The 25,961-nt window shown below is 72.1% G+C and carries 24 protein-coding genes; 7 read left to right on the top strand and 17 right to left on the bottom strand.

Annotated features, from left to right (window positions below):
* Positions 1–23: 23 nt before the first annotated feature.
* Positions 24–1,244: an MFS transporter gene (locus HUO13_RS20215; RefSeq protein WP_211896690.1), complete on the bottom strand. Its 1,221-nt coding sequence runs from the start codon at positions 1,242–1,244 to the stop codon at positions 24–26.
* Between the two features lie 85 nt (positions 1,245–1,329).
* Here HUO13_RS20215 and HUO13_RS20210 point away from each other — a divergent pair, with 85 nt between their 5' ends.
* Positions 1,330–1,782 (top strand): winged helix-turn-helix transcriptional regulator, encoded by a 453-nt coding sequence (locus tag HUO13_RS20210; protein WP_211896689.1) that lies wholly within the window; start codon positions 1,330–1,332, stop codon positions 1,780–1,782.
* A gap of 98 nt (positions 1,783–1,880) precedes the next feature.
* On the opposite strand, the gene HUO13_RS20205 is transcribed toward HUO13_RS20210, so the two are convergent.
* Complete coding sequence (locus HUO13_RS20205) at positions 1,881–2,714, bottom strand: MerR family DNA-binding transcriptional regulator (RefSeq protein WP_211896688.1); 834 nt, start codon at positions 2,712–2,714, stop codon at positions 1,881–1,883.
* Between the two features lie 49 nt (positions 2,715–2,763).
* Entirely contained in the window at positions 2,764–3,672 is a 909-nt protein-coding gene (locus HUO13_RS20200; protein ID WP_211896687.1) for an SDR family oxidoreductase, read from the bottom strand.
* A 73-nt stretch (positions 3,673–3,745) separates the two neighbouring features.
* Here HUO13_RS20200 and HUO13_RS20195 point away from each other — a divergent pair, with 73 nt between their 5' ends.
* Positions 3,746–4,336, top strand: coding sequence for a TetR/AcrR family transcriptional regulator (locus HUO13_RS20195; RefSeq protein ID WP_211896686.1), 591 nt, complete (start codon positions 3,746–3,748; stop codon positions 4,334–4,336).
* A 21-nt stretch (positions 4,337–4,357) separates the two neighbouring features.
* On the opposite strand, the gene HUO13_RS20190 is transcribed toward HUO13_RS20195, so the two are convergent.
* Positions 4,358–4,894 carry a DUF1697 domain-containing protein gene (locus HUO13_RS20190; protein WP_211896685.1) on the bottom strand — a complete coding sequence of 179 codons (537 nt, stop codon included), beginning with the start codon at positions 4,892–4,894 and terminating at the stop codon, positions 4,358–4,360.
* Positions 4,895–5,027: 133 nt separating this feature from the next.
* Between HUO13_RS20190 and HUO13_RS20185 the strand changes: the two genes are divergently transcribed.
* Positions 5,028–6,185 carry a glycoside hydrolase family 5 protein gene (locus tag HUO13_RS20185; protein WP_211896684.1) on the top strand — a complete coding sequence of 386 codons (1,158 nt, stop codon included), beginning with the start codon at positions 5,028–5,030 and terminating at the stop codon, positions 6,183–6,185.
* Between the two features lie 15 nt (positions 6,186–6,200).
* Here HUO13_RS20185 and HUO13_RS20180 read toward each other — a convergent pair whose 3' ends face one another.
* Both HUO13_RS20180 and HUO13_RS20175 read right to left on the bottom strand, forming a co-directional pair.
* Positions 6,201–6,554: an STAS domain-containing protein gene (locus HUO13_RS20180; protein ID WP_249123887.1), complete on the bottom strand. Its 354-nt coding sequence runs from the start codon at positions 6,552–6,554 to the stop codon at positions 6,201–6,203.
* A gap of 288 nt (positions 6,555–6,842) precedes the next feature.
* Positions 6,843–8,777 (bottom strand): aconitate hydratase, encoded by a 1,935-nt coding sequence (locus HUO13_RS20175; protein ID WP_211896682.1) that lies wholly within the window; start codon positions 8,775–8,777, stop codon positions 6,843–6,845.
* 131 nt (positions 8,778–8,908) lie between these two features.
* Between HUO13_RS20175 and HUO13_RS20170 the strand changes: the two genes are divergently transcribed.
* Positions 8,909–9,253: a metalloregulator ArsR/SmtB family transcription factor gene (locus HUO13_RS20170; protein WP_211896681.1), complete on the top strand. Its 345-nt coding sequence runs from the start codon at positions 8,909–8,911 to the stop codon at positions 9,251–9,253.
* Here the strand turns inward: HUO13_RS20170 and HUO13_RS37565 are convergent.
* The 6 genes from HUO13_RS37565 to HUO13_RS20140 form a co-directional block, all read right to left on the bottom strand.
* Positions 9,194–9,505 carry a hypothetical protein gene (locus tag HUO13_RS37565; protein ID WP_249123886.1) on the bottom strand — a complete coding sequence of 104 codons (312 nt, stop codon included), beginning with the start codon at positions 9,503–9,505 and terminating at the stop codon, positions 9,194–9,196. The two genes, HUO13_RS20170 and HUO13_RS37565, sit on opposite strands and share 60 nt — an antisense overlap.
* 237 nt (positions 9,506–9,742) lie before the next feature.
* Positions 9,743–12,133, bottom strand: coding sequence for an ATP-dependent Clp protease ATP-binding subunit (locus HUO13_RS20160; RefSeq protein ID WP_249123885.1), 2,391 nt, complete (start codon positions 12,131–12,133; stop codon positions 9,743–9,745).
* Positions 12,134–12,219: 86 nt separating this feature from the next.
* On the bottom strand, positions 12,220–13,629 hold the full coding sequence (locus tag HUO13_RS20155) for an MFS transporter (protein WP_211896680.1): 1,410 nt from the start codon (positions 13,627–13,629) through the stop codon (positions 12,220–12,222).
* Positions 13,630–13,707: 78 nt separating this feature from the next.
* A complete protein-coding gene (locus HUO13_RS20150) occupies positions 13,708–14,118 on the bottom strand; it encodes a hypothetical protein (RefSeq protein WP_211896679.1) in 411 nt (136 codons plus the stop codon).
* Positions 14,119–14,725: 607 nt separating this feature from the next.
* Complete coding sequence (locus HUO13_RS20145; protein WP_211896678.1) at positions 14,726–15,394, bottom strand: phosphoribosyltransferase; 669 nt, start codon at positions 15,392–15,394, stop codon at positions 14,726–14,728.
* A gap of 98 nt (positions 15,395–15,492) precedes the next feature.
* Positions 15,493–17,217, bottom strand: a complete 1,725-nt coding sequence (locus HUO13_RS20140; protein ID WP_249123884.1) for an ABC-ATPase domain-containing protein — start codon at positions 17,215–17,217, stop codon at positions 15,493–15,495.
* A 170-nt stretch (positions 17,218–17,387) separates the two neighbouring features.
* On the opposite strand from HUO13_RS20140, the gene HUO13_RS20135 reads away from it, so the two are divergent.
* Positions 17,388–18,050 (top strand): class I SAM-dependent methyltransferase, encoded by a 663-nt coding sequence (locus HUO13_RS20135; RefSeq protein WP_211896677.1) that lies wholly within the window; start codon positions 17,388–17,390, stop codon positions 18,048–18,050.
* A 15-nt stretch (positions 18,051–18,065) separates the two neighbouring features.
* On the opposite strand, the gene HUO13_RS20130 is transcribed toward HUO13_RS20135, so the two are convergent.
* On the bottom strand, positions 18,066–18,473 hold the full coding sequence (locus tag HUO13_RS20130; RefSeq protein WP_211896676.1) for a YybH family protein: 408 nt from the start codon (positions 18,471–18,473) through the stop codon (positions 18,066–18,068).
* A 404-nt stretch (positions 18,474–18,877) separates the two neighbouring features.
* Between HUO13_RS20130 and HUO13_RS20125 the strand changes: the two genes are divergently transcribed.
* Positions 18,878–19,717, top strand: coding sequence for a lysozyme (locus tag HUO13_RS20125; RefSeq protein ID WP_211896675.1), 840 nt, complete (start codon positions 18,878–18,880; stop codon positions 19,715–19,717).
* 60 nt (positions 19,718–19,777) lie between these two features.
* Here the strand turns inward: HUO13_RS20125 and HUO13_RS20120 are convergent, their stop codons facing one another.
* Positions 19,778–20,932, bottom strand: a complete 1,155-nt coding sequence (locus tag HUO13_RS20120) for an LCP family protein (RefSeq protein ID WP_211896674.1) — start codon at positions 20,930–20,932, stop codon at positions 19,778–19,780.
* 221 nt (positions 20,933–21,153) lie between these two features.
* Positions 21,154–22,410: an aspartate aminotransferase family protein gene (locus HUO13_RS20115; RefSeq protein ID WP_211896673.1), complete on the bottom strand. Its 1,257-nt coding sequence runs from the start codon at positions 22,408–22,410 to the stop codon at positions 21,154–21,156.
* A 130-nt stretch (positions 22,411–22,540) separates the two neighbouring features.
* Here HUO13_RS20115 and HUO13_RS20110 point away from each other — a divergent pair, with 130 nt between their 5' ends.
* Positions 22,541–24,022 (top strand): NAD-dependent succinate-semialdehyde dehydrogenase, encoded by a 1,482-nt coding sequence (locus HUO13_RS20110; RefSeq protein ID WP_211896672.1) that lies wholly within the window; start codon positions 22,541–22,543, stop codon positions 24,020–24,022.
* Positions 24,023–24,349: 327 nt separating this feature from the next.
* Here HUO13_RS20110 and HUO13_RS20105 read toward each other — a convergent pair whose 3' ends face one another.
* Both HUO13_RS20105 and HUO13_RS20100 read right to left on the bottom strand, forming a co-directional pair.
* Entirely contained in the window at positions 24,350–25,039 is a 690-nt protein-coding gene (locus tag HUO13_RS20105; protein ID WP_249123883.1) for a GntR family transcriptional regulator, read from the bottom strand.
* Positions 25,040–25,053: 14 nt separating this feature from the next.
* Positions 25,054–25,836: a maleate cis-trans isomerase family protein gene (locus HUO13_RS20100; RefSeq protein ID WP_211896671.1), complete on the bottom strand. Its 783-nt coding sequence runs from the start codon at positions 25,834–25,836 to the stop codon at positions 25,054–25,056.
* Between the last annotated feature and the right edge of the window lie 125 nt (positions 25,837–25,961).

Raw genomic sequence — 25,961 nt, 5'->3', positions numbered from 1 at the left:
GCGAGGCACTGGAGCACGCGACTTCAGAGGTCAGCGGACGTAGTTGATGCGGACGCACTCGGTTGTTGCGCACGCGGTAGGGCGTTGAAACGTCGGGTCGAGATGGCGACGAGGAGTCCGAGTGCGGCATAGGTTGCGCCGAGCAGGCTGGCGGCCGACCATCCCGCGGCGCTGTAGGCCCAGGTGGTGCTGATCGCACCGAGCGCGGAGCCGAGGGAGTAGAAGGCCATGTAGGCGCCGATCACACTGCTGTTCTGGTCCGGGTGGGCGGTGGTGAGCAGGTGCTGGCTGCTGACGTGGACGGCTTGCACGGCGAAGTCCAGGACGATGACGCCGATGATCAACAGCCACAGCGATGCCTCCGCTTGGACGATCAGCAGCCATGAGGCCGTGAGCAGGGCCAGCGACCAGCCGGTGACCGCGGGCGCCAGGCCGCGGTCGGCCCATCGGCCGGCCCGGGCCGCGCCCAGCGCCCCGGTCAGCCCGGCGAGTCCGAACAATCCGATCTCGGTGGTGCCCAAGTGCCACGGCGCGTCGCCGAGCGGGAGCGCCAGTCCGCTCCACAGCGTGCCGAACGAGGCGAACAGGAAGAACGCGACCAGCCCGCGACTCAGGAAGAGCCGGTCGCCGACGAGCAGACGACCCAGCGATGGCAGCAGCTGCCCGTACCGCGCTCGGGGGCGGCGGAGGTCGGCCTCGAGCGTGAACCGGGCGGCGAGCGCGAGCATCGCGCACAGCCCGGCGAGAACGAGGTAGACCATGCGCCAGCCGGTCAGCTCGCCCAGCGTGCCGCCGACCACCCGCACTCCGAGGATCCCGATGACCACGCCCGAGGTGACCGCCCCGATGTTGCGACCACGCTCGCCGGTCGGTGAGACGGCGGCGACGTAGGCCACCGTGACCTGCACGACCACGGCGAACAGTCCGGCCAGGGCCAGGCCCGCGATCGCGATGCCGGCACCGTGAGCGGCGGCGGCCACCCCCGCACCTGCCGCTGTGAGCAGCAAATGCACCGTGATGAGTTTGCGGCGGTCGAGCAGGTCACCAAGCGGGACCAGCAGCACCAGCCCCGCGAGATAGCCGATCTGGCCGGCGGCGACCAGCCACCCCAGTGCTCCTTCCCCCAGACCCAGGTCCTCGCCCGCGGCCTCGATGACCGGCTGGATGCCGTAGATGGTCGACACCGCCACCGCGCACACCAGCGCGAGCACACCCCGCTGCCTCCCGGTCAGTCCTGGCGGCATATCACCCTCCAATAGGTTTCAAAATAAAACCCATTGGAGGCTAGGGCATACTGGTTTCAGATTGCAACTCACCACGGAGGGGCCAGTGGACGTCTCACTCGCCGCAGGAAGCGCTTGGACCGACCCGGCCTGCCCGGTCGCACGGACCGTCGACCTGATCGGCGACCGGTGGAGCCTGCTGATCATCCGCGACGCGATAGACGGGGCGACGGCCTTCACCGAGTTCCACCAGCGGCTGGGCATCGCCCGCAACATCCTCACCGACCGGCTCCGCAAACTCGTCGAGCACGGCATCCTCGACAAGAGCGCCGCCACCGACGGCAGGCGACACACCTACCGGCTCACTGAAGCCGGGCAGGACCTGTTCACGGCCGTGGTCGCTCTCCGCCAATGGGGCGAGCGCCACGCCTTCGCCCCGGGCGAGCCGCGCTCCGTTCTCGTCGACGACCGGGGGCGGGAGCTTCCCGAACTCCACCCGCTCGACCACGACGGCGCGCCGCTTTCCGCCGAGGCGTCGCACGTTCGCAAAACCGCCTGAGCCCGGCCGCACAGAACCCGCCCCTCGGTGCCCCGCACTCCCCGCCGGTGACAATCACGGAGCGCGCACGGCAACGCGTCGTCAGCCATGTGCCCCGATCACGGCTGGAGGGCCAGCGGGATGCAGACCTCCACACCGACGTTCTCGCCGTCCTCGAGCAGGCCGCCCTGGCGCAGGCGGGTCACGTCGAGGTCCACCCCGCGCGCCTCGGCCCGCACCAGCAGGGCGAGCACGGCGGGGTGGGTGGCGCCGTCAATGGCGGGCACCGGGTCGTCGTGGCGCCAGCCGACCACGAGTTCGGGACCCGCGGGCAGCCGCCCGGTCTCGACGCGGTGCCCGGGAAGCGACCAGTCGTCGGGCAGCGGACGGGCGATCGGCCAGCAGCACAGCAGCTCGACGGCATCGGGCTCCTGCGGCGACACCCGCATCGAGGTCCAGAACGCGCCGGTCGGGGCGTTGCCCTCGGCGGCCAGAGCCCGCCACAGCGCGGCGAAGGTCTCGTTGGCGTGCTCGGTGGCGGCCTCCTCGTCCTCGGGTTCGCCGGTCTCGGTGAGCACCACCCCCACCCAGTACCGCGCCGGGGCGTGGCGCTGCTGGACGTCGAAGTCCTGGGCACCGCTTCGCAGCAGGGACTCGGCGGCCTCCAGCGCCTGGTCCTGGCGGCGTCGTTCGGCCTGCACCGCCTCGCGGTGTTCAGCCAGGACCTCGGCGGCCGCGGCCGGACCGGTCAGCGCGCGCTCGGCCTCGGCCAGCCCGACCCCGGCCGCGCGCAGCGCCTTGAGCCGCACCGCGGTGTCCAGTTGCGGCGCCGAGTACCGCCGGTAGCGCGACCATGGGTCGACCACGGCGGGCCGCAGCAGGCCCTGCTCGTCGTAGCGGCGCAACGCCTTGATGCTCAGACCCGTCAGCTGCGCGAATTCTCCGATGTTCATCACGCCGGCCAGTCTGCGGTCTCCCCCGGGGGCAGGGTCCAGCCGCGGCTCACAGCGGCTCGCCCAGCGGCCCAAACTCGTTCTGGAGAGCGACGGCCCAGTAGGCGGCGAAGTCGGGCTGGGTGCCGTCGGCGTCGGTGAAGCCGTACTCGGGGTAGAGGCCCGCGGTCGACAGCGCCCGGCCGCTCTTGTCCATCACCCGGGGGTCGGCGGCCAGCGCCGCCACGGCGCGTCCGAGGTAGGCGGGGGTTTCGGAGTGGGCGAAGTGCGGGTCCTGCGACACCGCGTCGCGCCAGTTGTCCTCGGTGACGCCGAAGTGGTCCAGCACGGCCTCCGAACGCAGGAACCCCGGTGTGATCGCCACCGCCGCGACCCCGTGCGGGCGCAGTTCGGCGGCCTGGGCCTGGGCGAGCCGGATGACCGAGGACTTGGCCAGGTCGTAGAACACCGTGCCCCGGTAGCGGGCGGTGTTGCCGTCGGTGACCTCCACGACCAGGCCGCGGCCGCGCGCCACCATCAGCGGCAGGGCGTGGCGGCTGGTGACGACGTGGGTTTCCACCGCCTGGCGCAGCAGCTTGATGCCGGTGTCGAGGTCCTGCTCCCACAGGGGGTGCTCCCAGTCCACCAGCGGGTCGCCGCCCCAGACGGCGTTGACCAGCACGTCGAGCCTGCCGTCCTGTTCGGTGGCGATGCGTTCGGCCAGGGCGCGCACCTGACTCCGGTCGCTGTGGTCCACCCGCACCGCGATGCCGGTGCCGCCGGCCGCGCTGACGCGGTCGGCGGTGTCCTCGATGGTCTCCGGGCGTGCCATCTCCGAGGCCCCGGCGCGGCTGGTGCGCCCGGTCACGTAGACCGTGGCGCCCGCGGCGCCCAGCTCGACGGCGATGCCGCGCCCGCCGCCCCGGGTGGCTCCGGCGACCAGTGCGATGTGGCCTTGCAACGGCTTGTCGGTGTTCACTTGCGCCCCTTCTCCGAGTTCGACCAGGGGATAGTAAATATGTGTTCATTTATTAACAAGTAGAGTGCGTCGCATGAGCCCACGCCCGCAGGCCTTCACCGACGACGAGCTGCTCGACGCCGCCGCCGCGACCGTCGACGACCTCGGCCCCACCCGGCTGACTCTGGCCGACGTGGCCGAGCGCACCGGCGCCTCCCCCGCCACCCTGGTCAAGCGCTTCGGGTCGAAGAAGGGACTGCTGGCCGCCCTGTCCGCCCGGGGCGCCGACGCGCTGCCCGAGGTGTTCGCCCGAGCCCGCGCCCGTCGGCAGCAGCCGCTGGAGGCGCTGGTCGAGGCGCTGTCGGAGCTGGCCGCGGGCATCCGCACCCACCAGCAGATGGCCCACCACGTCGCGTTCCTGCTGATGGACCTGTCCGACCCCGACCTGCTGGCCCGCGCCCGGGACTTCGCGGCCGGCCTGCGCACGGCAGTGGGCGGCCTGCTCGCCGAGGCCGCCGATACCGGGGACCTCCGCTGCGAGGACCTAGCCGGGCTGACCGCGGCGGTGGTCACCGCCTACCACGGCACGATGATCGCCTGGGCGATCGAACCCGAGGGCGTACCCGCGCAGCGCCTCGGCGAGCGGCTGCGCTTCACCCTCGCCCCCTACCGCACCACGCCATGAGCCCTGGGGTCGCTGGCCGGCTCAGGACGGGGCGGCCATCTCCGCCAGCGCCAGCACCGTCTTCCAGTTGCGCGCGGTCGCCGAGACCCCGAGCTGCTTTTCCAGGTAGGCGTTGGTGAAACGGCTGCGGCCGGCCCCGTCGGGGTAGTGCAGGTACAGCTCGCGCCCGGCGAAGCGGAACTGCTCGCGTCCCCCGCCGGGCACCTCGAGCCCGGCCTGCCGCCGGGATTCGGGCACGGCGTCGAGGAAGACCACGTGCAGCTTGACCAGGTCGGCTTCGCACTCCAGGAACGGATGCCCGGCGGCCACCCGCGCGATCTCCTCGGCCGAGCGGGTCTGCACGAGCGTGCTGACCCCGAGTCCGGCGGCGACGCGCTCGCGCACCTCGGCGGCGACCCCGTCGGGATCGTCGGCGGAGAATACGACGTTGCCGCTGCGCAGGTAGGTCGCCACGTGGTCGCAGCCCAGCTCCTGGAAGACCGCGCGCAGGTCGGCCATCGCGATATTGGTGCGTCCTCCCACGTTGATGCCGCGCAGCAGCGCGATGTGGGTGTTCATCCTCGTCGTCCCCCTCCTCAGGCGACTGCGCAGTGTAGAAGCGGCCCCCGACAGCGGCGGCGTGTGCCGTCACTCCCCCAATTACGCGAATCTTCTTCACATTCGTGGGGTGGGGTGGCTACGGTCCACGACGATGACCCTCCGGCGCTGGATCACCGCGTTCGCCGCGCTCGCCCTGCTGCTGGGACTCGCCACACCCGCGCAGGCAGCCCAGGACCCGCCCCCGCTGACCGACCTCGACGGCACCCCGCTGGTCCCGCGCGGGCTCAACAACGGCCACAGCGCCAAGGAGTCGGCCGACGCGATGGCCTGGACCGGGCCCGCCGACATCGCCGCCGAAGCCGGCAGGATCGGCTCCAACTCCACGCGGCTGCTGGTGTTCTGGTCCCGCCTGGAGCCCCGCCCCGGCCACTACGACGAGCACTACCTCGACGCCGTGGCCCAGCGCGTGGCCTGGTACGAACGAGCCGGCATGCGCGTCGTGCTCGACATGCACCAGGACATGTGGGGTCCGGCCGTGGCGGGCTCCTCGCCCAACAACGGCGCCCCGGTCTGGGCCACGCACTTCGACGGCCTGCCTGCCGGCGTGCAGGACCCGTGGCCGCTGACCTACCTGCAGCCCGGCGTGACCCGCGCGTTCGACCACTTCTGGGGCACCACGGGCCGCCACCCCGAGCTGCGCGAGCACTTCACCGCAGCCTGGCGCCACCTCGCCCAGCGCTTCGCCGCATCGCCCGCCGTGCTCGGCTACGACCTGTTCAACGAGCCCTGGGGTGGCAGCGTGCCGTGGCCGCTGTTCGAACGCGACCTGCTCGGCCCGCTCTACCAGCGCCTCATCACCGAGATCCGCGGCGTCGACCAGCAGCACTGGATCTTCGTCGAACCCCAGGCGCTCGGGGTCAACCAGGGACTGCCCTCGGCGCTGCCCGAGCTGCACGACCCCCGACCGGGCGCGCCGCGGATCGCCTACGCCCCGCACTTCTACCCGACCCTGCTCGGCGCCGGGCAGACCTACACCGGCGCCACCAAGACACTCGTGCGCAACACGATGCGCTGGTGGTTCGACGCCAACGCCGCCACCGCGCGACGGCTGGGAGCACCGATGGTGGTCGGCGAGTTCGGCCTGGACGCCACCCAGCCCGGAGCACTGGAGTTCGTCGACGACGTGCTGGCCGAGGCCCGCGGGCGGGGCGTGGGCTGGTGGTACTGGTCCAACGACCCCGGCGCCTGGGGACCCTACGCGCCGGGTGGCGGCTGGGCGCCGCTGGCCGACCACCTGGCCTCGGGCTGAGCCCGGCACCACCGCTCAGCGGCGGGCTTCGGCGACGGCCTCGGCGGCCGTGTCCCGGCAGGTGAAGTGCCCGAGCATGCCGGTGAGTCCCAGCAACCTGCGCACCGGTCCGGTGCCCGGCACCACGTACAGGTCGATGCCCCGGTGCTCGGCCCGGCGCTGGGCGTGGATGAGCAGCTCCAGGCCCGAGCTGCTGGAGTAGGTGACGCCGGAGAGGTCGAGCACCACCGCACGCAGCGATGCCGCGGTCATGCGCTGGCGGATCAGCTCGGTGAGGCGGGGCACGCAGGCCAGGTCGATCTCGCCGTGCATGGCCACCACCACGACGCCCGGCGACGGCCACTCCACCGACAGGCGCAGGGTCGCCATCGCGCAGCTGTGGCGCATCGGTGGGTCACTGGCCGAGCGAGGTGCGGCGATCAGTCCGAGACCGGGTGACCACCCGGCGGGCGAGCGAGGCGTGCCGGATCTGAAGACGATCACGCTACCTCCACGGATTCGGACTACCGCTGGCGCGGCTGCGGAGCGAGCCGCCCTGCTGGACTCCCGACCTCCCTCACCGCTTCCGCGACAGGGGTCCCTGCTCCGCTGCTGCCTCCCACCGTAGGAGCACCTACGACTCCCAACAAAGACTCGCCACTTTCGTGTGACACGCAGTCACGGCCGAGTGGCGATCAGCGGAATCACGCCTCCCGCGAGTACAGCCTCCACCTGCCGGGGTGACAACCGGTGCGAAGCACGGATGACCAGGTCGCGGCTGGTGTCGCGGATCGTGATCTCGTTGTCGGAGAGCCCGCGGCGCAGGTCCGACAGCTCCAGGACGTCGCCGACCTCGATCCGCTCGTACTCGCCCGGGTCGTCGAACTCCAGCGGCACGATGCCGAAGTTGGCCAGGTTCTGCCAGTGGATGCGCGCGAAGGACCGCGCCAGCACCACCCGCAGCCCCAGGTAGCGCGGGGCGATCGCGGCGTGCTCGCGCGAGGATCCCTGGCCGTAGTTGTCGCCGCCGACCACCGCGTGCCCGCCCACGGCCTCCCGCGCCCGCGCCGGGTAGTCGGAGTCGACACCGGCGAAGCTGAACTCCGCCAGCGCCGGGATGTTGGAACGAAGCGGCAGCGCCCGCGCCCCCGCCGGGGAGATCTCGTCGGTGGAGACGTCGTTTCCGGCCTTGAGCAGCACCGGCAGCTCCATCCGGTCGGGAAGCGCGTCGAACTCCGGCAACGCCGAGACGTTGGTGCCCTTGACCAGCTCCACCTCGCGAGCCTGCTCCTCCGGCAGCGGCGGCTCCAGCATCGCGGTGTTGACCGACGCCTTCTCCGGCAACACCGGCTCCGGGTACTCGATCCCCAGGTCGCGCGGGTCGGTGATGACACCCATCAACGCCGAGGCCGCAGCGGTCTCCGGCGAGCACAGCCACACCGAGTCCTCCCGCGTCCCCGAACGGCCGGGGAAGTTGCGCGGGAAGGTCCGCAGCGAGTTCTGCCCCACCGCGGGCGCCTGCCCCATCCCGATGCAGCCCATGCACCCCGCCTGGTGGATCCGAGCCCCGGCGCTGATCAGGTCGAACGTGGCCCCCATGCGGGTCAGGTCGGCCAGGATCTCCCGCGAGGTCGGGTTGACGTCGAAGCTCACCGCCGGATCGGTCTGCCTGCCGCGCACCATCGCCGCCGCGATCGCGAAGTCGCGCAACCCCGGATTGGCCGAGGACCCGATGACCACCTGCCCGATCGCGGTGCCGGCGACCTCGCGCACCGGCACCACCTTGTCCGGCGCCGACGGCTGGGCGATCAGCGGCTCGACCTCGCAGAGATCGATGGTCTCCTCGACGTCGTACTCGGCGCCGTCGTCGGCGGTGAGCACGGTGAAGTCCTGCTCACGCCCCTCGGCGCGCAGGAACTCCCACACCGCCGAATCCGACGGGAACACCGTCGTGGTGGCCCCCAGCTCGGCACCCATGTTGGCGATGACGTGGCGGTCCATCGCCGACAGCCCCGCCAGCCCCGGCCCGTGGTACTCGATGATGCGGTGCACCCCGCCGGAAACCCCGTGGCGGCGCAACATCTCCAGGATGACGTCCTTGGCCGACACCCACGGCCGCAGCGAACCGGTCAGCCGCACGCCCCACACCTGCGGCATCCGGATCCGCAGCGGACGTCCGGCGATCGCCATCGCCACCTCCAGCCCGCCGACCCCGATGGCCAGCATGCCCAGGCACCCCGCCGCGCAGGTGTGGGAGTCCGAACCGACCATGCTCGCCCCCGGCACCCCGAAGCGCTGCATGTGCGTGGGGTGCGAAACCCCGTTGCCCGCCTTGGAGAACCACAGCCCGTAGCGCCGGCAGGCCGAACGCAGGAACCGGTGGTCCTCGGCGTTCTTCTGGTCGGTCTGCAGCAGGTTGTGGTCGACGTACTGCACGCTGGTCCGAGTGCGCGCCCGGTCCAGCCCGAGCGCCTCCAGCTCCTGCATCACCAGCGTGCCCGTCGCGTCCTGGGTCAACGTCTGGTCGATGGCCAGGGCGATCTCGCGCCCCGGAACCATCTCGCCTTCCACCAGGTGCGCCCCGATGAGCTTGCGGGCGAGTGAACGCGGCATTCCCGGCCTCCCTGCAGCCGAACCAGTCCCCACTGCGAACTACCCGCGCCACCCCGCCCCGAAACGATCTGCCGGAGCCGACGCCAGAGAATCCTCCCCAAACGCGTAACCAGTAGGTTGCGGTTTCCGATGTGGACGAGGTTGCCGCCGCCATCGCCGACCCCGTGCGCAGGGAAATCCTGCTCCTGCTGCGCGACAACGACCTGACCGCCGGCCAGATCGCCGCGCACCTCCCGATCAGCCGGCCCGCGATCAGCCGCCACGTGCGAGTGCTGCGCGACAGCGGTCTGGTCCGCGACCAGCCCACCGGCCGAACCCGCGTCTACACCCTGCAAACCGCACCGCTGACCGAAATCGCGCACTGGATCGCCCGCTTCGACACCACCGCGGACTGGCAACCCCGCACTGGTCGGCCTCTACCGGACTTCGACGACTACGACCCCGCCCAGAAACCCCGCTTCGAACAACTGCGCTGACCTGCCCTCACCCGGCCGCCCGCGCGCGGACGAACACCTGCGGCTCCACCGCGAAGGCCGGTCGGACTCGCACACGACCTCCACCTCGCGCAGCTCCTCCACCACGAACCCCGCGCCGGAGACCACCTCGCCCAACGCGCGCGGCGAGTACGCCCTCACCGCGTCGAAATCACCGAGCCCGGCATCCAGCGTCCGCATGTCACCGCGCACCAGCCGGGCCCCGGGAACGCGCCGCGCAGCCAGCTCCAGCATCCGCGGCGACTCGTCGCCCCCCCACCACCTCGACACCGGCGCCGTCGAGCTGCTCAGCGGCCGGAAAACCCGTCCCGCACGCCAGATCCAGCACCCGCGCACCCGCGCGGGCAACCGGTCGATCACTCACTGCCCGGCCGGGCGCTGCTCGCGCAACTCCCGGGCCTCCTTCACATACCGCTCACCGAACGCATCGAAAGCAGCCTCCGCCACGGCTCCGGACTGCCGGCTCGCGGCTCAGCCGAACACGTGCTCACCCATCGGCGCGGCGTGCCGCCCGCCCGAGGACTCCCACTCCACCGACACCTCCAGCACGAGATCCTCGTCGACGGCGTCGACCAGCACCCGGTGGCCCGACGAGAGCTCCCCGTCGATCACCATCGCCGCCAGCCGGTTGTCCAGCTCCCGCTGGATCACCCGCCGCAACGGCCGCGCCCCGAACTCCGGCTGGTGGCCCCGCTCGGCCAGCCACGCCACCGCGGCCTCGGTGACCTCCATGCCGATGCCCCGGGCCAGCAGCTGCTCGTAGGTCCGCTCCAGCAGCAGCCCGGTGATCTCCCGCAACGCCGCCCGGCCCAGCGGCTGGAACACCGTCACGTCGTCGATGCGGTTGATGAACTCCGGGCGAAAGAACGACCTCAGCTCCTCCAGCAGCTCCAGCGCCGAGTCACCGGCCGCGCCACCGGCGTCGAGGATGCGGTCGGCACCGATGTTGGAGGTCATGATCACCACGACGTTGCGGAAATCAACGCTGCGCCCCTGCGCATCGCTCAACCGCCCCTCGTCGAGCAGCTGCAGCAACGTGTTGAACACGTCCGGGTGCGCCTTCTCCACCTCGTCCAGCAGCAACACCGAGTACGGCTGCCTGCGCACCCGGTCGGTCAGCTGCCCCGACTCGCCGTAGCCGACATAGCCCGGCGGCGCCCCGATCAGCCGCGACACCGTGTGCTTCTCCTGGAACTCGCCCATGTCGAAGCGGATCAACCGCTGCGCGTCACCGAACAGCGCCCGCGCCAGAGCCCGCGCGAGCTCGGTCTTGCCGACCCCGGTCGGCCCCAGGAACAGGAAACTGCCGATCGGCCGCTCCGGATCGGCCAGGCCCGCACGCGCCCGCCGCACCGCCTCGGCCACCGACCGCACCGCCGCGTCCTGCCCGATCACCTTCGACCGCAGTACCTTCTCCAACCCCAGCAACCGCTGCTTGTCCGCCGCGGTCAGATCCGACACCGGGATCCCCGTCCGCCGCGACACCACGTCGGCCACGTCGTCACGACCCACGCTCGGCTGGTCGTCGGCAGACGAACCCGGATCGCTCGGCGAACCACCCCGCAGCAACCGCACCCGCGAGCACGCCTGGTCCAGCAGGTCCACCGCCTTGTCCGGCAGGAACCGGTCGGCGATGTAGCGCTGCGACAACCGCGCGGCGGCCACCAGCGCGTCGTCGGCGATCACCACCCGGTGGTGCAGCTGGTAGCGATCCCGCAGCCCACGCAGCACCGCGACCGTGTCGCCCACCGAAGGCTCGGCCACCAGGATCGGCTGGAACCGCCGCTCCAGCGCCGGATCCTTCTCGATGTGCTTGCGGTACTCCTCCACCGTCGTCGCGCCGACCACCTGCACCTCGCCGCGCGCCAGCGCGGGCTTGAGCATCGTGCCCGCGTCCATCGTGCCCTCACCGGCGCCGACGATGCCGTGGATCTCGTCGATGAACACCAGCACCTCGTCGCGGTGCTGGCGGATCTCGTTCATCAGGTCCCGGAACCGCTGCTCGAACTCTCCGCGGTACTTGGCCCCGGCCACCATTCCGGCCAGGTCCAGCGACACGACCCGCCTGCCCGCCAGCGACCACGGCACCGCGCCGTCGACGATCCGCTGGGCCAGGCCCTCGACGATCGCCGTCTTGCCCACGCCCGGATCACCGATGAACACCGGGTTGTTCTTGGTGCGCCGCCCCAGCACCTCCACGGCCTGCTCGACCTCCTGCGAGCGGCCCACCACCGGATCGAGCCCGCCCGCCCTGGCCAGCTCGGTCATGTCCATGCCGAACTCGTCCAGCTTCGGCGTTGTACTCAGCACCGAGGGCCGCCCGTGCGGCCGCCCCCGCTCGCTGCGCTCCATCGCCCGCGCCAGCGCCCGCCCGGCCACCGAGTCCGCGTCGGTGGCCAGCCCGAGCAGCACGTGCCGCGCCCCCACCGCGTCGGCACCTTCGCTCAACGCCTGCTGGTGCGCCCCCAGCAGCGCCCGCCGCGCCGACGACGACAGCACCGGCTTGCCCTGCGCCTGACCGCCCAGCGCGTCGTAGGTGCCTGCCACCGTCCGCACCGCCGAGGCCAGCTCCTCCACGCGCACACCCGAGTCGGCCAGCATCCGCGCCGTCGGGCCCACCTGCGTCACCGCCCACAGCAGGTGAGCGCTGTCGAGCTCCCGGCTGCCCCACTCCACGGTCGCCCGGATCGCCTTCGACACCACCTCGTGGGCCTGCTCGTCCAGCAGGTTGCCCAGCTCCAGCCCGCCCGGCCCGGGCGCAGGCTGCGACACCGCCGGACCACCGGCGGAATGCACCTCGAACAACTCGCTGAGCAGCGAGTCGAAGGCGGCAGAGGAATCTCCGGCACTGCCGCGACTCACGACCTGACCTCCACGCACACCGCGGGCCGCGATCACCGCCGCCCGCGTCCGTCCACACCTGACGCGACCAGTGCGCCACCGGGAGGTCACCGCCGGACCCGGCCACCCGCCAGTCCGGCCAGCGCGCCCACCAGCAGCACCGCACTGATCACCGCCACGACGGTACCCAGCCGGTGCATGCCCGGGTCGGACGCCGTGCCCGCGAAGCACAGCTCGATCACCGCCGCCGCGATGTTGGCACCAACATACTGAGAGGTCCGGTACAGCCCGGAGGCGATCCCGGCATCGGCGGAGTCGGCCTGCCGGTACAGGGCCGTCTGGTTGCCGATGTTGTTGAACCCGTTGGGGATGCCCAGCACCGCCGCGACCAGCACCAGCACCGCCACCGCGCTGCCCGCGTGCAGCCCGGTCAGCAGCAGGCCCCCGACCAGCAGCGCCGCCGAACCGGCGAGCAGCACCGGCCAGTGCCCGATCCGGCGCAGCAGCCGCGCCGCACCGGCCACCGACACCATGGCCGTCAGCGCGATCGGCAGCACCACCAGCCCGACCTGCGCCGGATCCAGCCCTCGCGAGCTCTCCAGCCACATCGGGAAGCCGTAGAACACCACGTAGAAGGCCACGTAGGTCAGTGCCGTGCGCAGGTAGGTCCCGGTCAGCGGCCGGTTGCGACCCAGCACCCGCACGTCGACGAACGGCCTGGGCGCCCGCAGCTCGTAGGCGGCGAACCCGGCCGTCAGCAGCACCCACACCGCGAGCAGCCACCACCGCGGCTGCTCGGAGAGCGACAGCAGGAACAGCATCAGCACCGCGATGACCGCGGCGAACAGACCGGCACCGACCAGGTCCAGCCTGCGCAGCACCGACTCGCCGCGTGGTCCCGGCCGCTGGTCGCGCGGCAGCCACACCAGCGCCAGCACGACCCCGATCAGCCCCAGCGGCAGGTTGACCAGGAAGATCGCGGGCCAGCCCCAGTACTGCACGAGCACTCCGCCGATGACCGGGCCGGCGGCGATCATCACCTGCCCGCCGATGGCCAGCGCGCTCAGCGCGCCCGCGGGCAGCGGCAGGCCGAGCCGGTCGGCCTCCTGGCGCAGCAGCGCCACCCCCGCCGGGTAGGCCGCGCAGGTCCCGATGCCCAGCAGCACCCGGAACGCGATCAGCCACCCCAGGCTCGGCGAGAAGGGCGCGGCCACCGAGGCCAGCACGGTCAGCGCGAGGGAGCACAGGAACACCCGGCGCGGACCGAACAGGTCGGCCAGCCTGCCGGCGGTGGGCGAGCCGACCGCGGTGGCCAGGTAGAGGCCGGAGATCAGCCACGAGGTGGCCGCACCGGCCTGGAACTGCTCGCGGATGTCGACCATCGCCACGGCCATGGTCGAGGCGTTGAGCGCCTGCAGCATCGCACCGAAGGCGATGGTGAGCACCAGACCGCGCGAGAGCCGGGCCGCGCGCTGCCGCGGCGCGGTGTCCTGGGCACGGGAGAGGTCTGCGGTCACCTCGGCAGTCTATGTTGTTAGCTAAACTAACCTCAAAGGCCGTACGGAGGACCCCGCTCCTCCACGGGAGCCATCACTTCAGTTGGTGCTCTGCCGCGCCTGCTCGATCGCCTCGGCCAGCCTGGTCAGCTCCTTGCTGACGTGCGAGAGCCGGTCGGCCATGACGCTCGCGTGCCCGGACAGCGGGCCGACGTGCCCGGCCGCGCGCAGCCACTCGGTGACCCCGCCCATGCCCTCCGACATCCCGTCGGCCACCGCGGAGAACCCGCGCGCGACCTCCTCGATCTCGGCCACGGAGTGCGCCACCGCCGGATCGCCCAGCCGCGCGCCCAGCTGCGCGGCGGCCTCGCCGAGCTGTGCGGCGACCTCCGCGGAGTACCCGGACTCGGCCTCGCCGCCCTCGGCACTCCGTCTGGCACCGGCCCGTCGCGGCGGCGAGTGCCGTCCGGTGTTGGTCCGTTGCTTGTCGGAATGTCCAGCGGCAGTCATAACCAACCAGCCAACCCGAGTCCCATTCTCGTATCTACCCCGACTCGCCCAAAGCCGCTCGACCGGTGCGGAAAACCACCCGGTTACCGGCTCGTGGGCATTCTTGCTTGGCGAGGAGGCTATCGGCTCCGGAGCCGGAAGTGGAGGTTTTTGGTCTGGACTATTTATTTCGGTCAACACTGAAACAATAGACGGTAACAAAACAAGAGGTCGGTAGCGGTACCACCGCTGGAATGAGAGCCGCTGATCAGGATGTGGGATTTCGCACCGGCGCTGTCCGGCCTCCTCCGCGAGGCCGGACAGCAGAGCCGGCGCTGGCTCCGACGGCCACCCGCGTTCGGCGCTGTGGACCTCCCGCCGCTGGTCCGGTTGGTCGGCCGCGGCGCCCGCTCCCCTACCGGCCGGCTACCGGGTCCGCCATGAGCGGGTCAGCGCCACTCCACAGCTCGGCGGACTTTGAACCGTTCTGCCCCCTGGCCCGGCGCCCCGACATCGCTGCCTCATCGGCCGGCGCGCGGACCTGGCTCTGGCGGCATCGCCCGCCGGGGCCAGTGGTCACGACCCCACTCCCCCGCGGTCGGGATCTGAGCGCTCGGCGCCGGCCCGCTCAGCCGGTGCCGACCTCGTCCAGCGCCTGGAAGATCTCCTCGTCGGTGGTCGCGCGGAAGTTGCGGTACCACTGCCCCACCGCGGCGAAGGCGACCGGCTGGAGCACGCACACCACGGTGTCGGCCTCCCGCCGCAGCGCGGCCACCGCGTCGGGCGCTCCGACCGGGACGGCCAGCACCACCGAGCGCGGCGAGGACTCGCGCAGCATCCGGACCGCGGCGCGGGCCGTCGCGCCGGTGGCCAGCCCGTCGTCGACCAGCACGACATCGCGCCCGGCCAGCGGTAGCGGCTCGCCCTTCTGGTAGGCGCGCTCCCGCCTCCTGGCTTCCTCGCGTTCGCGTTCGCAGTCGGACCGCAAGGCCTGTTCGTCGAGGTGGAACGAGCGCAGCAGCCGCGGGTCGTAGGTGGCGGGCCCGTCCGCGGTCACCGCGCCCAGCGCCAGCTCCGGCTGGCCCGGCGCTCCGATCTTGCGGGCCACGGCCACCCGCAGCGGCGCGTCCAAGGCCGTGGCGACCTCCGCGGCCACAGGCACCCCTCCCCTGGCCAGGCCCAGCACCACGGGATCCACCATTTCCAGCTCCCGCAGCCGTTCCGCCAGCAGCCTGCCGGCGTGTCTGCGATCCTGGAATCCTTCCCGGGCCTGTGCGGCGAATCCGCTGCGTGACATCGCTGGCCTCCCTCCGCCGCGCGTGCGCACGCGCACGACGTCGAGTCGTGAGGGTCACCCCACCGAGATGCCCGCCTGCCGGGCGGCGCCAAACCCCGTCAGGCCAACCGCGACACGCGCAGTGTCCGCAGCCGGTTGAGGGCCGCGGCGAGCTCGAACGTCCGCGGCACGGCGAAATCGCCCACGTACCGGTCGTCGACGGCGTGCACGCCGCGCTCGGCGACCTCGGCGGCGAAGGCATCCAGCACCTCGGCCACCGTGCGATCGCCGTCGAGCAGACCACGGCGCACGCAGGTCACCAGCGCCAGCCCGATCCCGGTGACCTGCGAGGGGTCGACGATCTGCTCCACCGCGCGCAGTTCCACTGTGGATTCGCCGAGGGTCAGGGCGTCCACGCCCCGTGCCCGGACCTTGGGCCGCTCGGTGTCGACCGAACGCGGGTCGGGCACCCTGGCCCGCAGCGCCGGGAAGCCGTCGGCCTCCGAGTGGCGCCCGGTCGGGTTGGCCGCCAGCTCCCGCGCCCGCTCGGTGACGTCGAGCGCCCGGTAGGCGTCCATCATCAGCACCCGGTCGGCGACGTCCATGTAGTCGCCGGAACCGCCCATCACCAGCACCGTGGACACCCCGCGCTGGCGCGACAGCGGGCGGATGAGGTCCACGAACGGCGTCAGCGGTTCGGAGTCCTTGGCGACGAGCTCCTGCATCCGGGCGTCGCGGATCATGAGGTTGGTCGCCGCGGTGTCCTCGTCGACCAGCAGCACCCCGGCCCCGGCCTCCACCGACTCCGAGATCGCCGCGGCCTGCGAGGTGGAGCCCGAGGCGTTGTCGGTGGAGAAGTCGGCGGTGTCGGCGCCGGTGGGCAGGTGCGAGACGAACGGGCTGACGTCGACCCGGTGCACGCGGCGGCCGTCCTCGGCGCGGATCTTGACCGTGTCGTCGCGGCAGACCACCAGCTCGCGGCCGTCGCCGGGCACGTGGTCGTAGATGCCGTACTCCAGCGCCCTCAGCAGCGTGGACTTGCCGTGGAAACCACCGCCGACGATCAGCGTGATGCCCTCGGGCACGCCCATCCCCGTGACCTCGCCGCGGTTGGGCACCCGCATCGTCACGCGCAGCGACTCCGGTGACCGGAACGGCACCGCGTCGGTGAGCGGGTGGTCGTCCACGCCGCTGCGGCGCGGCAGGATCGAGCCGTCGGCGACGAAGGCCACCAGGCCGTGCTCGGTCAGTCCGCGCCGCAGGGCGTCGGTGTCCTCGATGGAGTCGACGAACTCCCGCAGCCGGGTCTGCTCGGCGGTGGCGAAGCGCAACGCCTGCTCCACCACCTCGGGCAGGTCCTCGCACAGCGCGCGCTCGGCCTGCGTGCCGTCGATGGTGCGGCCCCGGCCGGGCAGGTCGATGCCCAGGCGCAGCACGACCTCGCCGTCGACGACCTGGCAGGCGCTGCGGTCCAGCACCTGCTGGCGGCCCGCGTCGACCCGCAGCCTGCTGTCGCGCAGCCGCCGGTGCGCGGCGCGCACCAGGAACCCGGCCAGCGCGCGGGCGCGCACCTGGTTGTGCCACAGCTCCCGCGGGAAGTCGGCCACCTGCGCGGGCACCCGCACCTCGCAGCGGCTGGCGGGCGCGAACGGGTCGGGCTGAACCCGCTGGACCTCGAGGGTGAACCCGCCGAACGACCACGAGCCGCGCAGCGCCTTGTAGCGCCCGTAGCTCGTGCCGTGCATGTTCCTGAGCTCGTCGCGGAGCCCCTGCTCGTCCCGCCGCCCGCTTGCGGCCTGCGGTTGCCGCCGGTCGCCGCGGCGCGGCCCTGTTCGCTGTGCCATGTCCCGAGACGTACCCGACGTACCGGGGTTTCTCCACCCGGACATATCGGTCACCCTTGGTCGCGGTCGGCGAGCAACCGTTCCGGGAGACCGGCGCCACTCCGCGGCTAGGGCCCGCCGCCGGAGGGAGTCACGGCACGTCCTGCCCGGCCGGCCCGCCGCTGGTCGCTATGTTCGGGGACGTTCCTGCCCACCCACCGGACGAGGTGATCACACTGCGGGCGCACCGGTTCTTCGCCGCGGTCTACGACCGGATGATGAGTCCGCTGGAACGGCGGGCGCTGGCCGCGCACCGGTCGCGGCTGCTGGCCGAGCTGCCCGGTCAGGTCCTCGACGTCGGCTCGGGCACCGGGGCGAACCTGCCGTTCTACCGCCGTGCGGAGCGGGTCGTGGCCAGCGAGCCCGACCCCGCGATGCGCGAGCGCCTGGCCGCGCGGGCGGCGTCGGCGGAGGTGCCGGTCACCGTCAGCGACGCCTCCGCCGAGGCGCTGCCGTTCGATGCGCACAGCTTCGACACCGTGGTGTTCACCCTGGTGCTGTGCACGGTCGACGATCCCGACCGGGCGCTGCGCGAGGCGCGACGCGTGCTCAGACCGGGCGGGCGGCTGGCCGTGCTCGAACACGTGCGCAGCCCCGGCCGGCTCGGCCGCTGGCAGCAGCGGCTCACCCCGGTGTGGACCCGCGTCGCCGCGGGCTGCCACCTCGACCGCGACACGGGTGCAGCCGTCGAGCGGGCGGGTTTCCGGCTGGAGCACGTGGAGCGCTTCCGGCCGTTGCCCCGCATGGTGCCGGTGCGCGACTGGCTGCACGCCACCGCCGTCGCCGACGGCTGAGCGGCGCGCGGCGGTTCAGTCCGCGGCCACGGAGTGGTGCTCGTGCACGACGCTCCACTGCCCTCCTCGCCTGGCCAGCCCCATCGTGAGCCGCACGTCGAGCTGTTCGGCGGGATCGGCGTCCGGTCCGCTGCCCGCGCAGCGCACCACGCAGTGGCAGAAGGCCGTCTCGGGCCCCGCGGTGACCTCCAGCTCGTCGAGTTCGAAGAGGCCGGAGTCGCCGAACCAGGGGAAGAACTCCTCCCCCCACGACCGGCGGTAGGCGTCCAGTCCCCGGAAGCGGCCGGGCTCGGGGACGTCGTAGAACACCAGGTCCGGGCTGTGGTGAGCCAGGATGCCGTCCAGGTCGCGGTCGCGGACCGCCCTGGCCCAGCTCTCGACGAGCTCCCGGACCTGGGCGGTGTCGTCTGCCTGCTGCGCCATGAGCCCACTCCTCGCTGATCGGGGCGGCTGCGATCCTCCCAGGCTATGAGCGGTCCTCGCGACACGCCGTCCGGCGCGTTTCACGCCGCCTGGCGACACCTCCACGCGTGCGACGCGGCGCATCAACCCACTATCGGATGAGCGCGGAGCGCGACGGTGCACGCAGCGCGATTTCCTTGCCCCAGCGGGGGAAATTCGAATCACACTCATGCGATCACACTCCGGTGTGGTGGACGGAGCCGGGTGTGGCGTTGCGGATTCTTCGGGCCGCCGCGGAGGAACAGGATGGTCCCATGTGGACAGCACCGACGTGGCGACCGGATTATTCTGCGTTGCGCGCAAGACCGCTCACCCATGCCGTGCCGCGGGCTCGCGGCGCCGCCGTAGCGAGGAGGCGAACCGCAGTGGCCCCATCTCGCATCGCACGCTCTCACCGGTACCACCCGCGCAGGTTGCTGGTCTGCGCGCTGGCAACAGCGCTGACCGCGCTCGCTCCGGGCGCCTACGCCGCCACCGCGCAAACACCCCGGCTGGACGCCGGCGATCCGAACGGAGCGTGGGCCGGCTACAGCCTCGGCCGGAGCTCCGAAGGCTCCGCGCCGCGCTACGCCGCTCCCGCCGGGAGCGTTGCGGGCATGGACGTCAGCGGCCACCAGGGCGTGGTCGACTGGCGGGCGGCCTGGGATGCCGGGGCCCGCTTCGCCTACGTCAAGGCCAGCGAGGGCGTCGGCTTCCGCAACAAGCACTACCCCCAGCAGTACGACGGCTCGCGCGGCGTGGGCATGGTCCGCGGCGCGTACCACTTCGCGCTGCCCGACCGCTCCAGCGGCGCCGAGCAGGCCCACTTCTTCGTCGACAACGGCGGCGGGTGGGTGCCCGACGGCCACACCCTGCCCGGGGCGCTGGACGTCGAGCACAACCCCTACGGCGACGCCTGCTACGGGCTGCCGCCGGAGGGGATGTCGCGGTGGATCGCCGAGTTCAGCGACACCTACCGGGCGCGCACCGGCCGGTTCCCGGCGATCTACACCACGACCCGCTGGTGGCAGCAGTGCACCGGCGGCAACCCTTCCTTCGGGGCGAACAACCCGCTGTGGCTGGCCCGCTACGCACCCGAGCCCGGTCCGCTGCCCGCGGGCTGGACGTTCCAGACGATCTGGCAGTTCGCCGACCGCGGTGTGTTCCCCGGTGACCAGAACACCTTCAACGGCGGACCCGAGCAGTTGACCCGTTTCACCTCCTGACAACAGCGGGAAGGGGGCGTGCCGACCGTTCGGCACGCCCCCTTCCCTTGTGGAGGACCGCTAGTTGTCGAGGATCTCCGGGGGGATCGGCTGGTCCTTGGCGATCGCGTCGAACATCGCCGCGGCGCGCTCCTTGTCCCACTGGATCACCGACTGGCCGTTGACCTTGCCGAAGCCGCCGAAAGGCACGCTGGTGGTCACGCCCTGACCGCCGCTGAGATCGCCCATGGCCAGTCCCAGCGAAGCCAGGTGCCAGACGTGGTCGCCGTTGTTGACGGTGAAGGTCTTGCTGGCGCTGGAGGCCAGCGGCACCAGCCGGAACGGGTTGAACAGCGTGGCCGGACTGCTCGCCTTGTCCACCAGCGCGCCCAGCAGCTTGCGCTGGTTGGCCGCGCGGCCGATGTCGCCGTCGGCCAGCGCGTAGCGGGCCCGCACGAAGCCCAGCGCGTTGGGGCCGTCGAGCTCCTGGCACCCGGCGGGCAGGTCGATGTGGGCCATGTCGTCCTTGATCGGCTGGTCCAGGCACACGTCGACCCCGCCGACGGCGTCGACCAGGTCGGCGAAGCCGCCGAAGCCGATCTCGGCGTAGTGGTCGATGTGCACGCCGGTGACCCCTTCCAGGGTCTGGGCCAGCAGCTGCGGTCCGCCGTAGGAGAAGGCGGAGTTGAGCTTGTCGCGTCCGTGGCCAGGGATCGGCACCGAGGAGTCGCGGGGGAGGCTGATCATGGCGGGCTGGCCGCCGCTCTCGGGGATGTGGATCAGCATCATGCTGTCGGTGCGCCGCCCGGGGGCGTTGCCCGCCGAGAGTTCCTCGCGCTGCGAGTCGTCGAGTCCCTCGCGGCTGTCGGAGCCCACCAGCAGCCAGTTGGTGCCGGGGGTGTCCTTGGACTCCCGTCCCGGATAGTCCAGCGCGTCGGTGCGCTGCAGCATCGAGTCGAAGTAGAACACCAGACCGCCGGCCAGCACCACCAGCACGAGCAGCGCGATCCCGATGCGCCTGCCCCACCGCTTCGGCTTGCGCTGCGGGGGCAGGGGCCTGCCGCCGTCGTCGGACGGCCCGGGCCCGCCGGGACGCCTCGGCGGCGGCCCGGCCGGGGGCGGTCCCGGCGGACGGGGAGCGGCGGGCCGCTCGCGGCCGCCACCGTAGTAGTCGTAGGCGTCGCCACTCCGCGGCCTTCGGCCCTTCGGCGGTGGGCCCGCCGACCAATCACTCATGACCTCACACCTGCGCCAGTCGACTCACCGGTGCGCCCGGGCGCACCGGTCCCTTCGGCGTGCAGCATTCCAGACACCTGATCGGAAGGCACACAGCGCTACCGAACAGTGATCAGTCGTCACCTGTTCTGGTGCCCCGAGGTGCAGGACCGGCCACTCTGTGCGTCAAGAAGCGGTGGTGGCGGAGCGCGGTGCCGACCCCGCCACCACCGCTGTGGTGATCAGCCGGAGACGGCGTCCTTGACGGCTTCGGACCACAGCGAGACCGCCTCGTCGACCTGCTGGGAGCTGACCACCAGCGGCGGGATCATCCGCACCACGTTGCCGTGCGGACCGCAGGTCAGCAGCAGCAGACCGCGCTCGGCGGCGGCCTTGTGCGCCCGGGTCGCGGTGGCGGTGTCGGGCCGGCCGTCGCCGGTGGTGAACTCGTTGCCCACCATCAGCCCCAGGCCCCTGACATCGCCGATGACCGGGTGCTCGGCGGCGACCTTGGTCAGCCCCTCCTTCAAGCGGGCGCCCTGCTCGGCGGCGTTGTCGACGAGGTTTTCGTCACGTACGACGTCGAGGGTGGCCAGCGCGGCGGCCGCGGCCACGGCGTTGCCGCCGTAGGTGCCGCCCTGCGAGCCGGGCCAGGCCTTGCTCATCAGTTCCTGGCCCGCCGCGATCGCCGACAGCGGGAAGCCGCTGGCCAGGCCCTTGGCGGTGATGATGATGTCGGGGCGGATGCCGGCGTGGTCGTGGCCCCAGAACTTGCCGGTGCGCCCGACGCCGGTCTGCACCTCGTCGACGATGAGCAGGATGCCGTGGCGGTCGGCGCGCTCGCGCAGTCCCTCCAGGAACTCCGGCGGCGCCGGGATGTAGCCGCCCTCGCCCAGCACCGGCTCGATGATGAACGCCGCGGTGTCGGCGGGCGAGGTGACGGTGACCAGCAGCTGGTCGAGCTCGCTCAGCGCGAAGCGCACCGCCTCGGCCTGCGACCAGCCGTGCCGGTAGGTCTCCGGGAACGGGCTGAAGGCCACCCCGGGCATCATCGGCCCGAGGCCCGCGCGGATCTTGACCCCGGAGGAGGTCAGCGCGCCGGCGCCCATGGTGCGGCCGTGGAAGCCGCCCTCGAAGGCCACGATGTTCTGCCGCCCGGTGGCCTGGCGGGCCAGCCGCACCGAGGCCTCGACGGCCTCGCTGCCGGAGTTGACGTAGAAGACGCGGTCCAGCCCAGACGGGAGCACCTCGCCGAGCCGCTCGGTCAGCCGCAGCAGCGGCCGGTGCATCACCGTCGTGTACTGGCCGTGGATGAGGGTACCCACCTGGCGCTGGGCGGCTTCCACCACGCGCGGGTGGCAGTGGCCGGTGCTGGTCACCCCGATACCGGCGGTGAAGTCCAGGTAGCGGCGATCGTCCTCGTCGAAGAGGTAGACGCCTTCCCCTCGGGCGGCCAGCACGGGCGTGGCCTGCTTCAGCACCGGCGAGAGCTCAGCCATGATCGACTCCAAACGACGGGGGAGGAAAGATCCCGTTCAGGCTGTAGGATTGTTGACAATCTCGTGTGACATGCAACCATCACGCAGCGTCGGTGTCCACCGTCTCCAGACAGAAGGGTCTGCCACTGCCATGACTCGCTCAACCGAACAGAACCCACGCGAGAGCACCGTCGTCGAGGCGGCCCCCAAGCAACTGCTCATCGGCGGGAAGTGGCGCCCCGCCTCCGAGGACCGCACCTACGAGGTCGAGGACCCCTCCACCGGCAGGGCGCTGTGCCCGGTGGCCGACGCCTCCCCCGAGGACGGCCTGGCCGCGCTGGCCGCCGCCCACGAGGCCCAGCACGACTGGGCCAAGCACCCGCCCCGCGAGCGCGGTGAGATCCTGCGCCGCGCCTACGAGCTGATCACGCAGCGCCACGAGGACCTGTCGCTGCTGATGACGCTGGAGATGGGCAAGCCGCTGACGGAGTCGCGCGCCGAGGTCACCTACGCCGCGGAGTTCTTCCGCTGGTTCGCCGAGGAGGCCGTGCGCATCGGCGGCGACTACGCCGTCGCGCCCAACGGCAAGGGCCGGTTCCTGGTGATGCGCCAGCCCGTGGGGCCCGCGCTGCTGATCACGCCGTGGAACTTCCCGATGGCGATGGGTACCCGCAAGATCGGCCCGGCCATCGCCGCGGGCTGCACCTCGGTGATCAAGCCCGCCCACCAGACGCCGCTGTCGATGCTGGCGCTGGCCGACATCCTCATCGAGGCGGGGCTGCCCGACGGCGTGCTCAACGTCGTCACCTCGCGCAGCGCGGGCAAGCTGATGGAGCCGATGATCCGCGACGGCCGCGCCCGCAAGCTGTCTTTCACCGGCTCGACCCAGGTCGGGCGCAAGCTCATCGAGCAGTCGGCCGAGCAGGTGCTGAAGGTGTCGCTGGAGCTGGGCGGCAACGCCCCGTTCATCGTCTTCGACGACGCCGACCTCGACGCCGCCGTCGACGGCGCGATGCTGGCCAAGATGCGCAACATCGGCGAGGCCTGCACCGCGGCCAACCGCTTCTACGTCCACGCCGACGTGGCCGAGGAGTTCGGCAGGCGGCTGGCCGAGCGTATGGGGTCGCTGCGCATCGGCCGCGGCGTGACCGACGAGATCGAGGTCGGCCCGCTGATCGACTCCGACCAGCTGGGCAAGGTCACCGAGCTGGTGCAGGACGCCCTGGACCACGGCGCCGAGGTCGTCGTGGGCGGCTCGCCCCGCGAGGGCGACGGCTACTTCTACCAGCCGACCGTGCTGACCGGCGTGCCGGTGTCGGCGAGGCTCAACCGGGAGGAGATCTTCGGTCCGGTCGCCCCGATCACCACGTTCACCGACGAGCAGGCGGTCGTCGACCAGGCCAACGACACCGAGTACGGACTGGTCAGCTACCTCTACACCCGCGACCTGCAGCGGGCTCTGCGGGTGTCGGAGGCCCTGGAGTCGGGCATGATCGGGCTCAACCAGGGCATCGTGTCCAACCCGGCGGCCCCGTTCGGCGGGGTCAAGCACTCCGGCCTGGGCCGGGAAGGCGGCAAGGTCGGCATCGACGAGTTCCTGGAAACCAAGTACGTCGCTGTCGGCGGTCTGTGACCAACCGGGGTGGGTCCTCGCCGGCTCGGCGAGGACCCACCCCGTCAAATTCTTCGTTCGGAGCTGGTTTGCGGGTTGTCAGCGCCAACCCGTCGGCGCAGTTGTGCGGCGTGAGCCGGAACCAGCGGGCCGGCTCGACGGCGAAGGCGTGGTGTCGGTGCCCGGCGCCGCCAGCGGCGGGACGCAACACCTGCTCGCCGCACGCTGAACGAGAGCCCGGGAAGCGGTGACCGGGACGGCCGAGCGCACCGGCCCTCCGCGACCCGAACGGCTCCGGGCCCCTGCTCCGGTGGGGAGCAGGGGCCCGGGATGACGGTCAGCGGCCGCTCAGTGCGCCATCGAACCGTTGAGGCGTTCCAGCGCGTCGTTCATGTGCGCTTCCAGACGCGTCAGCAGCAGCGCCTCGTCGCCTGCCTCGATCGCGTCGACGATGCCGCGGTGCTCGTCCAGCAGCGCCTGGGCGTCGGCGTGGTACTTGTCCTGCAGCGCCGTCAGGCACATCCGCTTCTCCACCAGCAGGGTCTGGGCCATGCGCCGCAGCCGGGGGCTGCCGGAGGCCCGCACCAGCGTCTCGTGGAACTCCTGGTCGGCGTCGGCGAGCTCGATCGAGTCGCCCTTGGACACCGCGGCCACCATCCGACCCTGCGCCGCGGTGAGCTCGGCTACCGCCTCCAGCCGGTGGTGGCGCACGATCTGCTCGCAGGCCGCGCGCTCCACCGCCAGCCGCGCCAGGTAGATGTCGCGGACGTCGTCGGCGTCCAGCGTGGTGACGAAGAGCCCGCGATGCGGCTCGCTGCGCAACAGGCCTTCGGCCACCAGCCGCTGCATCGCCTCCCGCAGCGGACCCCGGCTCACCCCGAGCCGGGCGGCCAGCTCGGCCTCCCCCATCTGGCTGCCCGGTGCCAGCGAGCCGTACATGATCGCCGAGCGCAGCTGGTCGGCCACGATCGCCGCGGTCGACTTGCGCTGCACCGGCTCTAACTCACCGGGCTGGTTCTGCTCGTCCAGTCCGAGCACGACACACCATCTCCTCAGTTCGGGGAACTGCCGCGTTCCCCTCCCTCTTTCTCTCCAGCCTGCGCCGGTGCCTGCCGGAACAGGGTTCCCAATCCTTCTCGGGCCGCGCGGTCCCCGGCCAGGCGCAGCCCTTCCCACGCGCTGACCTGGTTGGCGGTGAGCACCGTCTTGCCGAGCCGCTGCTCCAGCTCGTCCAGCCACGCCACGCTGTGCAGCGCGGTGTCGGGCATCAGCAGCGCCTGCGCGCGGTCGTCGTCGTTGGCCGCGGCGAACTCCAGCACCTGCTCGCGACCCAGGGTGCCGACCTCGGCGGCGGTGATGATGCCCCGGCTGGAGAGCCGGACCACCTCGATGCCGGCCACGTGCAGGAACTCCACGAACCGCTCGGCCACGTCGGCCGGGTAGGTCGCGGCCACCGCCACCCGCCGCAGTCCGAGGCGGGCCGCGGCGTGCACGAACGCGAACGAGGTGCTGGAGGTCGGCAGGCCGGTGACGGCCTGCAGCTTCTCCACCTGGTCGCGCGCGCCGTCCCAGCCGAAGACGAAGCTGCCGCTGGTGCAGGCCCAGATCACCGACTGCACCTCGTGTTCGAGCAGCTTGCCTGCCCCTTCGGAGAGCACGTCCTCCGAGCCGACGTCCAGCAGGGCGTCGACGCGGTGGGCGTCCTCGCGCATGAGGGTGTGCACCAGCGGGAGGCGCACGCCTCCGCCGAGCAGGCCCTCCAGGGTCGGGTAGTCGTCTTCGGCGCTGTATCCGGGGTACAGGATTCCTGCGGTGTGCGACACCGGGGGCTCCATCCTTCGTCGTCGCCGGTGGCCGGGGCCACCGGATGTGCTCGGACCCGCGGGTGCGGGCAACGGCGTTCGGCGGACGGCGGTCGGCACCTCAACCCCGATGAGCGGACCCGGGCGGCACCCGGCCC

This window comes from Saccharopolyspora erythraea (genome assembly GCF_018141105.1).
In the GTDB taxonomy this organism is placed as follows: domain Bacteria; phylum Actinomycetota; class Actinomycetes; order Mycobacteriales; family Pseudonocardiaceae; genus Saccharopolyspora_D; species Saccharopolyspora_D erythraea_A.
Note: the sequence above shows the minus strand (reverse complement) of the source record. Positions and strands in the feature narration are given on the sequence as shown.

What these genes read in the sequence shown, in the direction of transcription:
- HUO13_RS20215 (WP_211896690.1), bottom strand. Translation starts at nt 1,244, where the DNA reads ATGCCGCCAGGACTGACCGGGAGGCAGCGGGGTGTGCTCGCGCTGGTG.
- HUO13_RS20205 (WP_211896688.1), bottom strand. Translation starts at nt 2,714, where the DNA reads ATGAACATCGGAGAATTCGCGCAGCTGACGGGTCTGAGCATCAAGGCG.
- HUO13_RS20195 (WP_211896686.1), top strand. Translation starts at nt 3,746, where the DNA reads ATGAGCCCACGCCCGCAGGCCTTCACCGACGACGAGCTGCTCGACGCC.
- HUO13_RS20190 (WP_211896685.1), bottom strand. Translation starts at nt 4,894, where the DNA reads ATGAACACCCACATCGCGCTGCTGCGCGGCATCAACGTGGGAGGACGC.
- HUO13_RS20185 (WP_211896684.1), top strand. Translation starts at nt 5,028, where the DNA reads ATGACCCTCCGGCGCTGGATCACCGCGTTCGCCGCGCTCGCCCTGCTG.
- HUO13_RS20180 (WP_249123887.1), bottom strand. Translation starts at nt 6,554, where the DNA reads ATGGCGACCCTGCGCCTGTCGGTGGAGTGGCCGTCGCCGGGCGTCGTG.
- HUO13_RS20175 (WP_211896682.1), bottom strand. Translation starts at nt 8,777, where the DNA reads ATGCCGCGTTCACTCGCCCGCAAGCTCATCGGGGCGCACCTGGTGGAA.
- HUO13_RS37565 (WP_249123886.1), bottom strand. Translation starts at nt 9,505, where the DNA reads ATGCTGGAGCTGGCTGCGCGGCGCGTTCCCGGGGCCCGGCTGGTGCGC.
- HUO13_RS20150 (WP_211896679.1), bottom strand. Translation starts at nt 14,118, where the DNA reads ATGACTGCCGCTGGACATTCCGACAAGCAACGGACCAACACCGGACGG.
- HUO13_RS20145 (WP_211896678.1), bottom strand. Translation starts at nt 15,394, where the DNA reads ATGTCACGCAGCGGATTCGCCGCACAGGCCCGGGAAGGATTCCAGGAT.
- HUO13_RS20140 (WP_249123884.1), bottom strand. Translation starts at nt 17,217, where the DNA reads ATGGCACAGCGAACAGGGCCGCGCCGCGGCGACCGGCGGCAACCGCAG.
- HUO13_RS20135 (WP_211896677.1), top strand. Translation starts at nt 17,388, where the DNA reads ATGTTCGGGGACGTTCCTGCCCACCCACCGGACGAGGTGATCACACTG.
- HUO13_RS20130 (WP_211896676.1), bottom strand. Translation starts at nt 18,473, where the DNA reads ATGGCGCAGCAGGCAGACGACACCGCCCAGGTCCGGGAGCTCGTCGAG.
- HUO13_RS20120 (WP_211896674.1), bottom strand. Translation starts at nt 20,932, where the DNA reads ATGAGTGATTGGTCGGCGGGCCCACCGCCGAAGGGCCGAAGGCCGCGG.
- HUO13_RS20115 (WP_211896673.1), bottom strand. Translation starts at nt 22,410, where the DNA reads ATGGCTGAGCTCTCGCCGGTGCTGAAGCAGGCCACGCCCGTGCTGGCC.
- HUO13_RS20110 (WP_211896672.1), top strand. Translation starts at nt 22,541, where the DNA reads ATGACTCGCTCAACCGAACAGAACCCACGCGAGAGCACCGTCGTCGAG.
- HUO13_RS20100 (WP_211896671.1), bottom strand. Translation starts at nt 25,836, where the DNA reads ATGGAGCCCCCGGTGTCGCACACCGCAGGAATCCTGTACCCCGGATAC.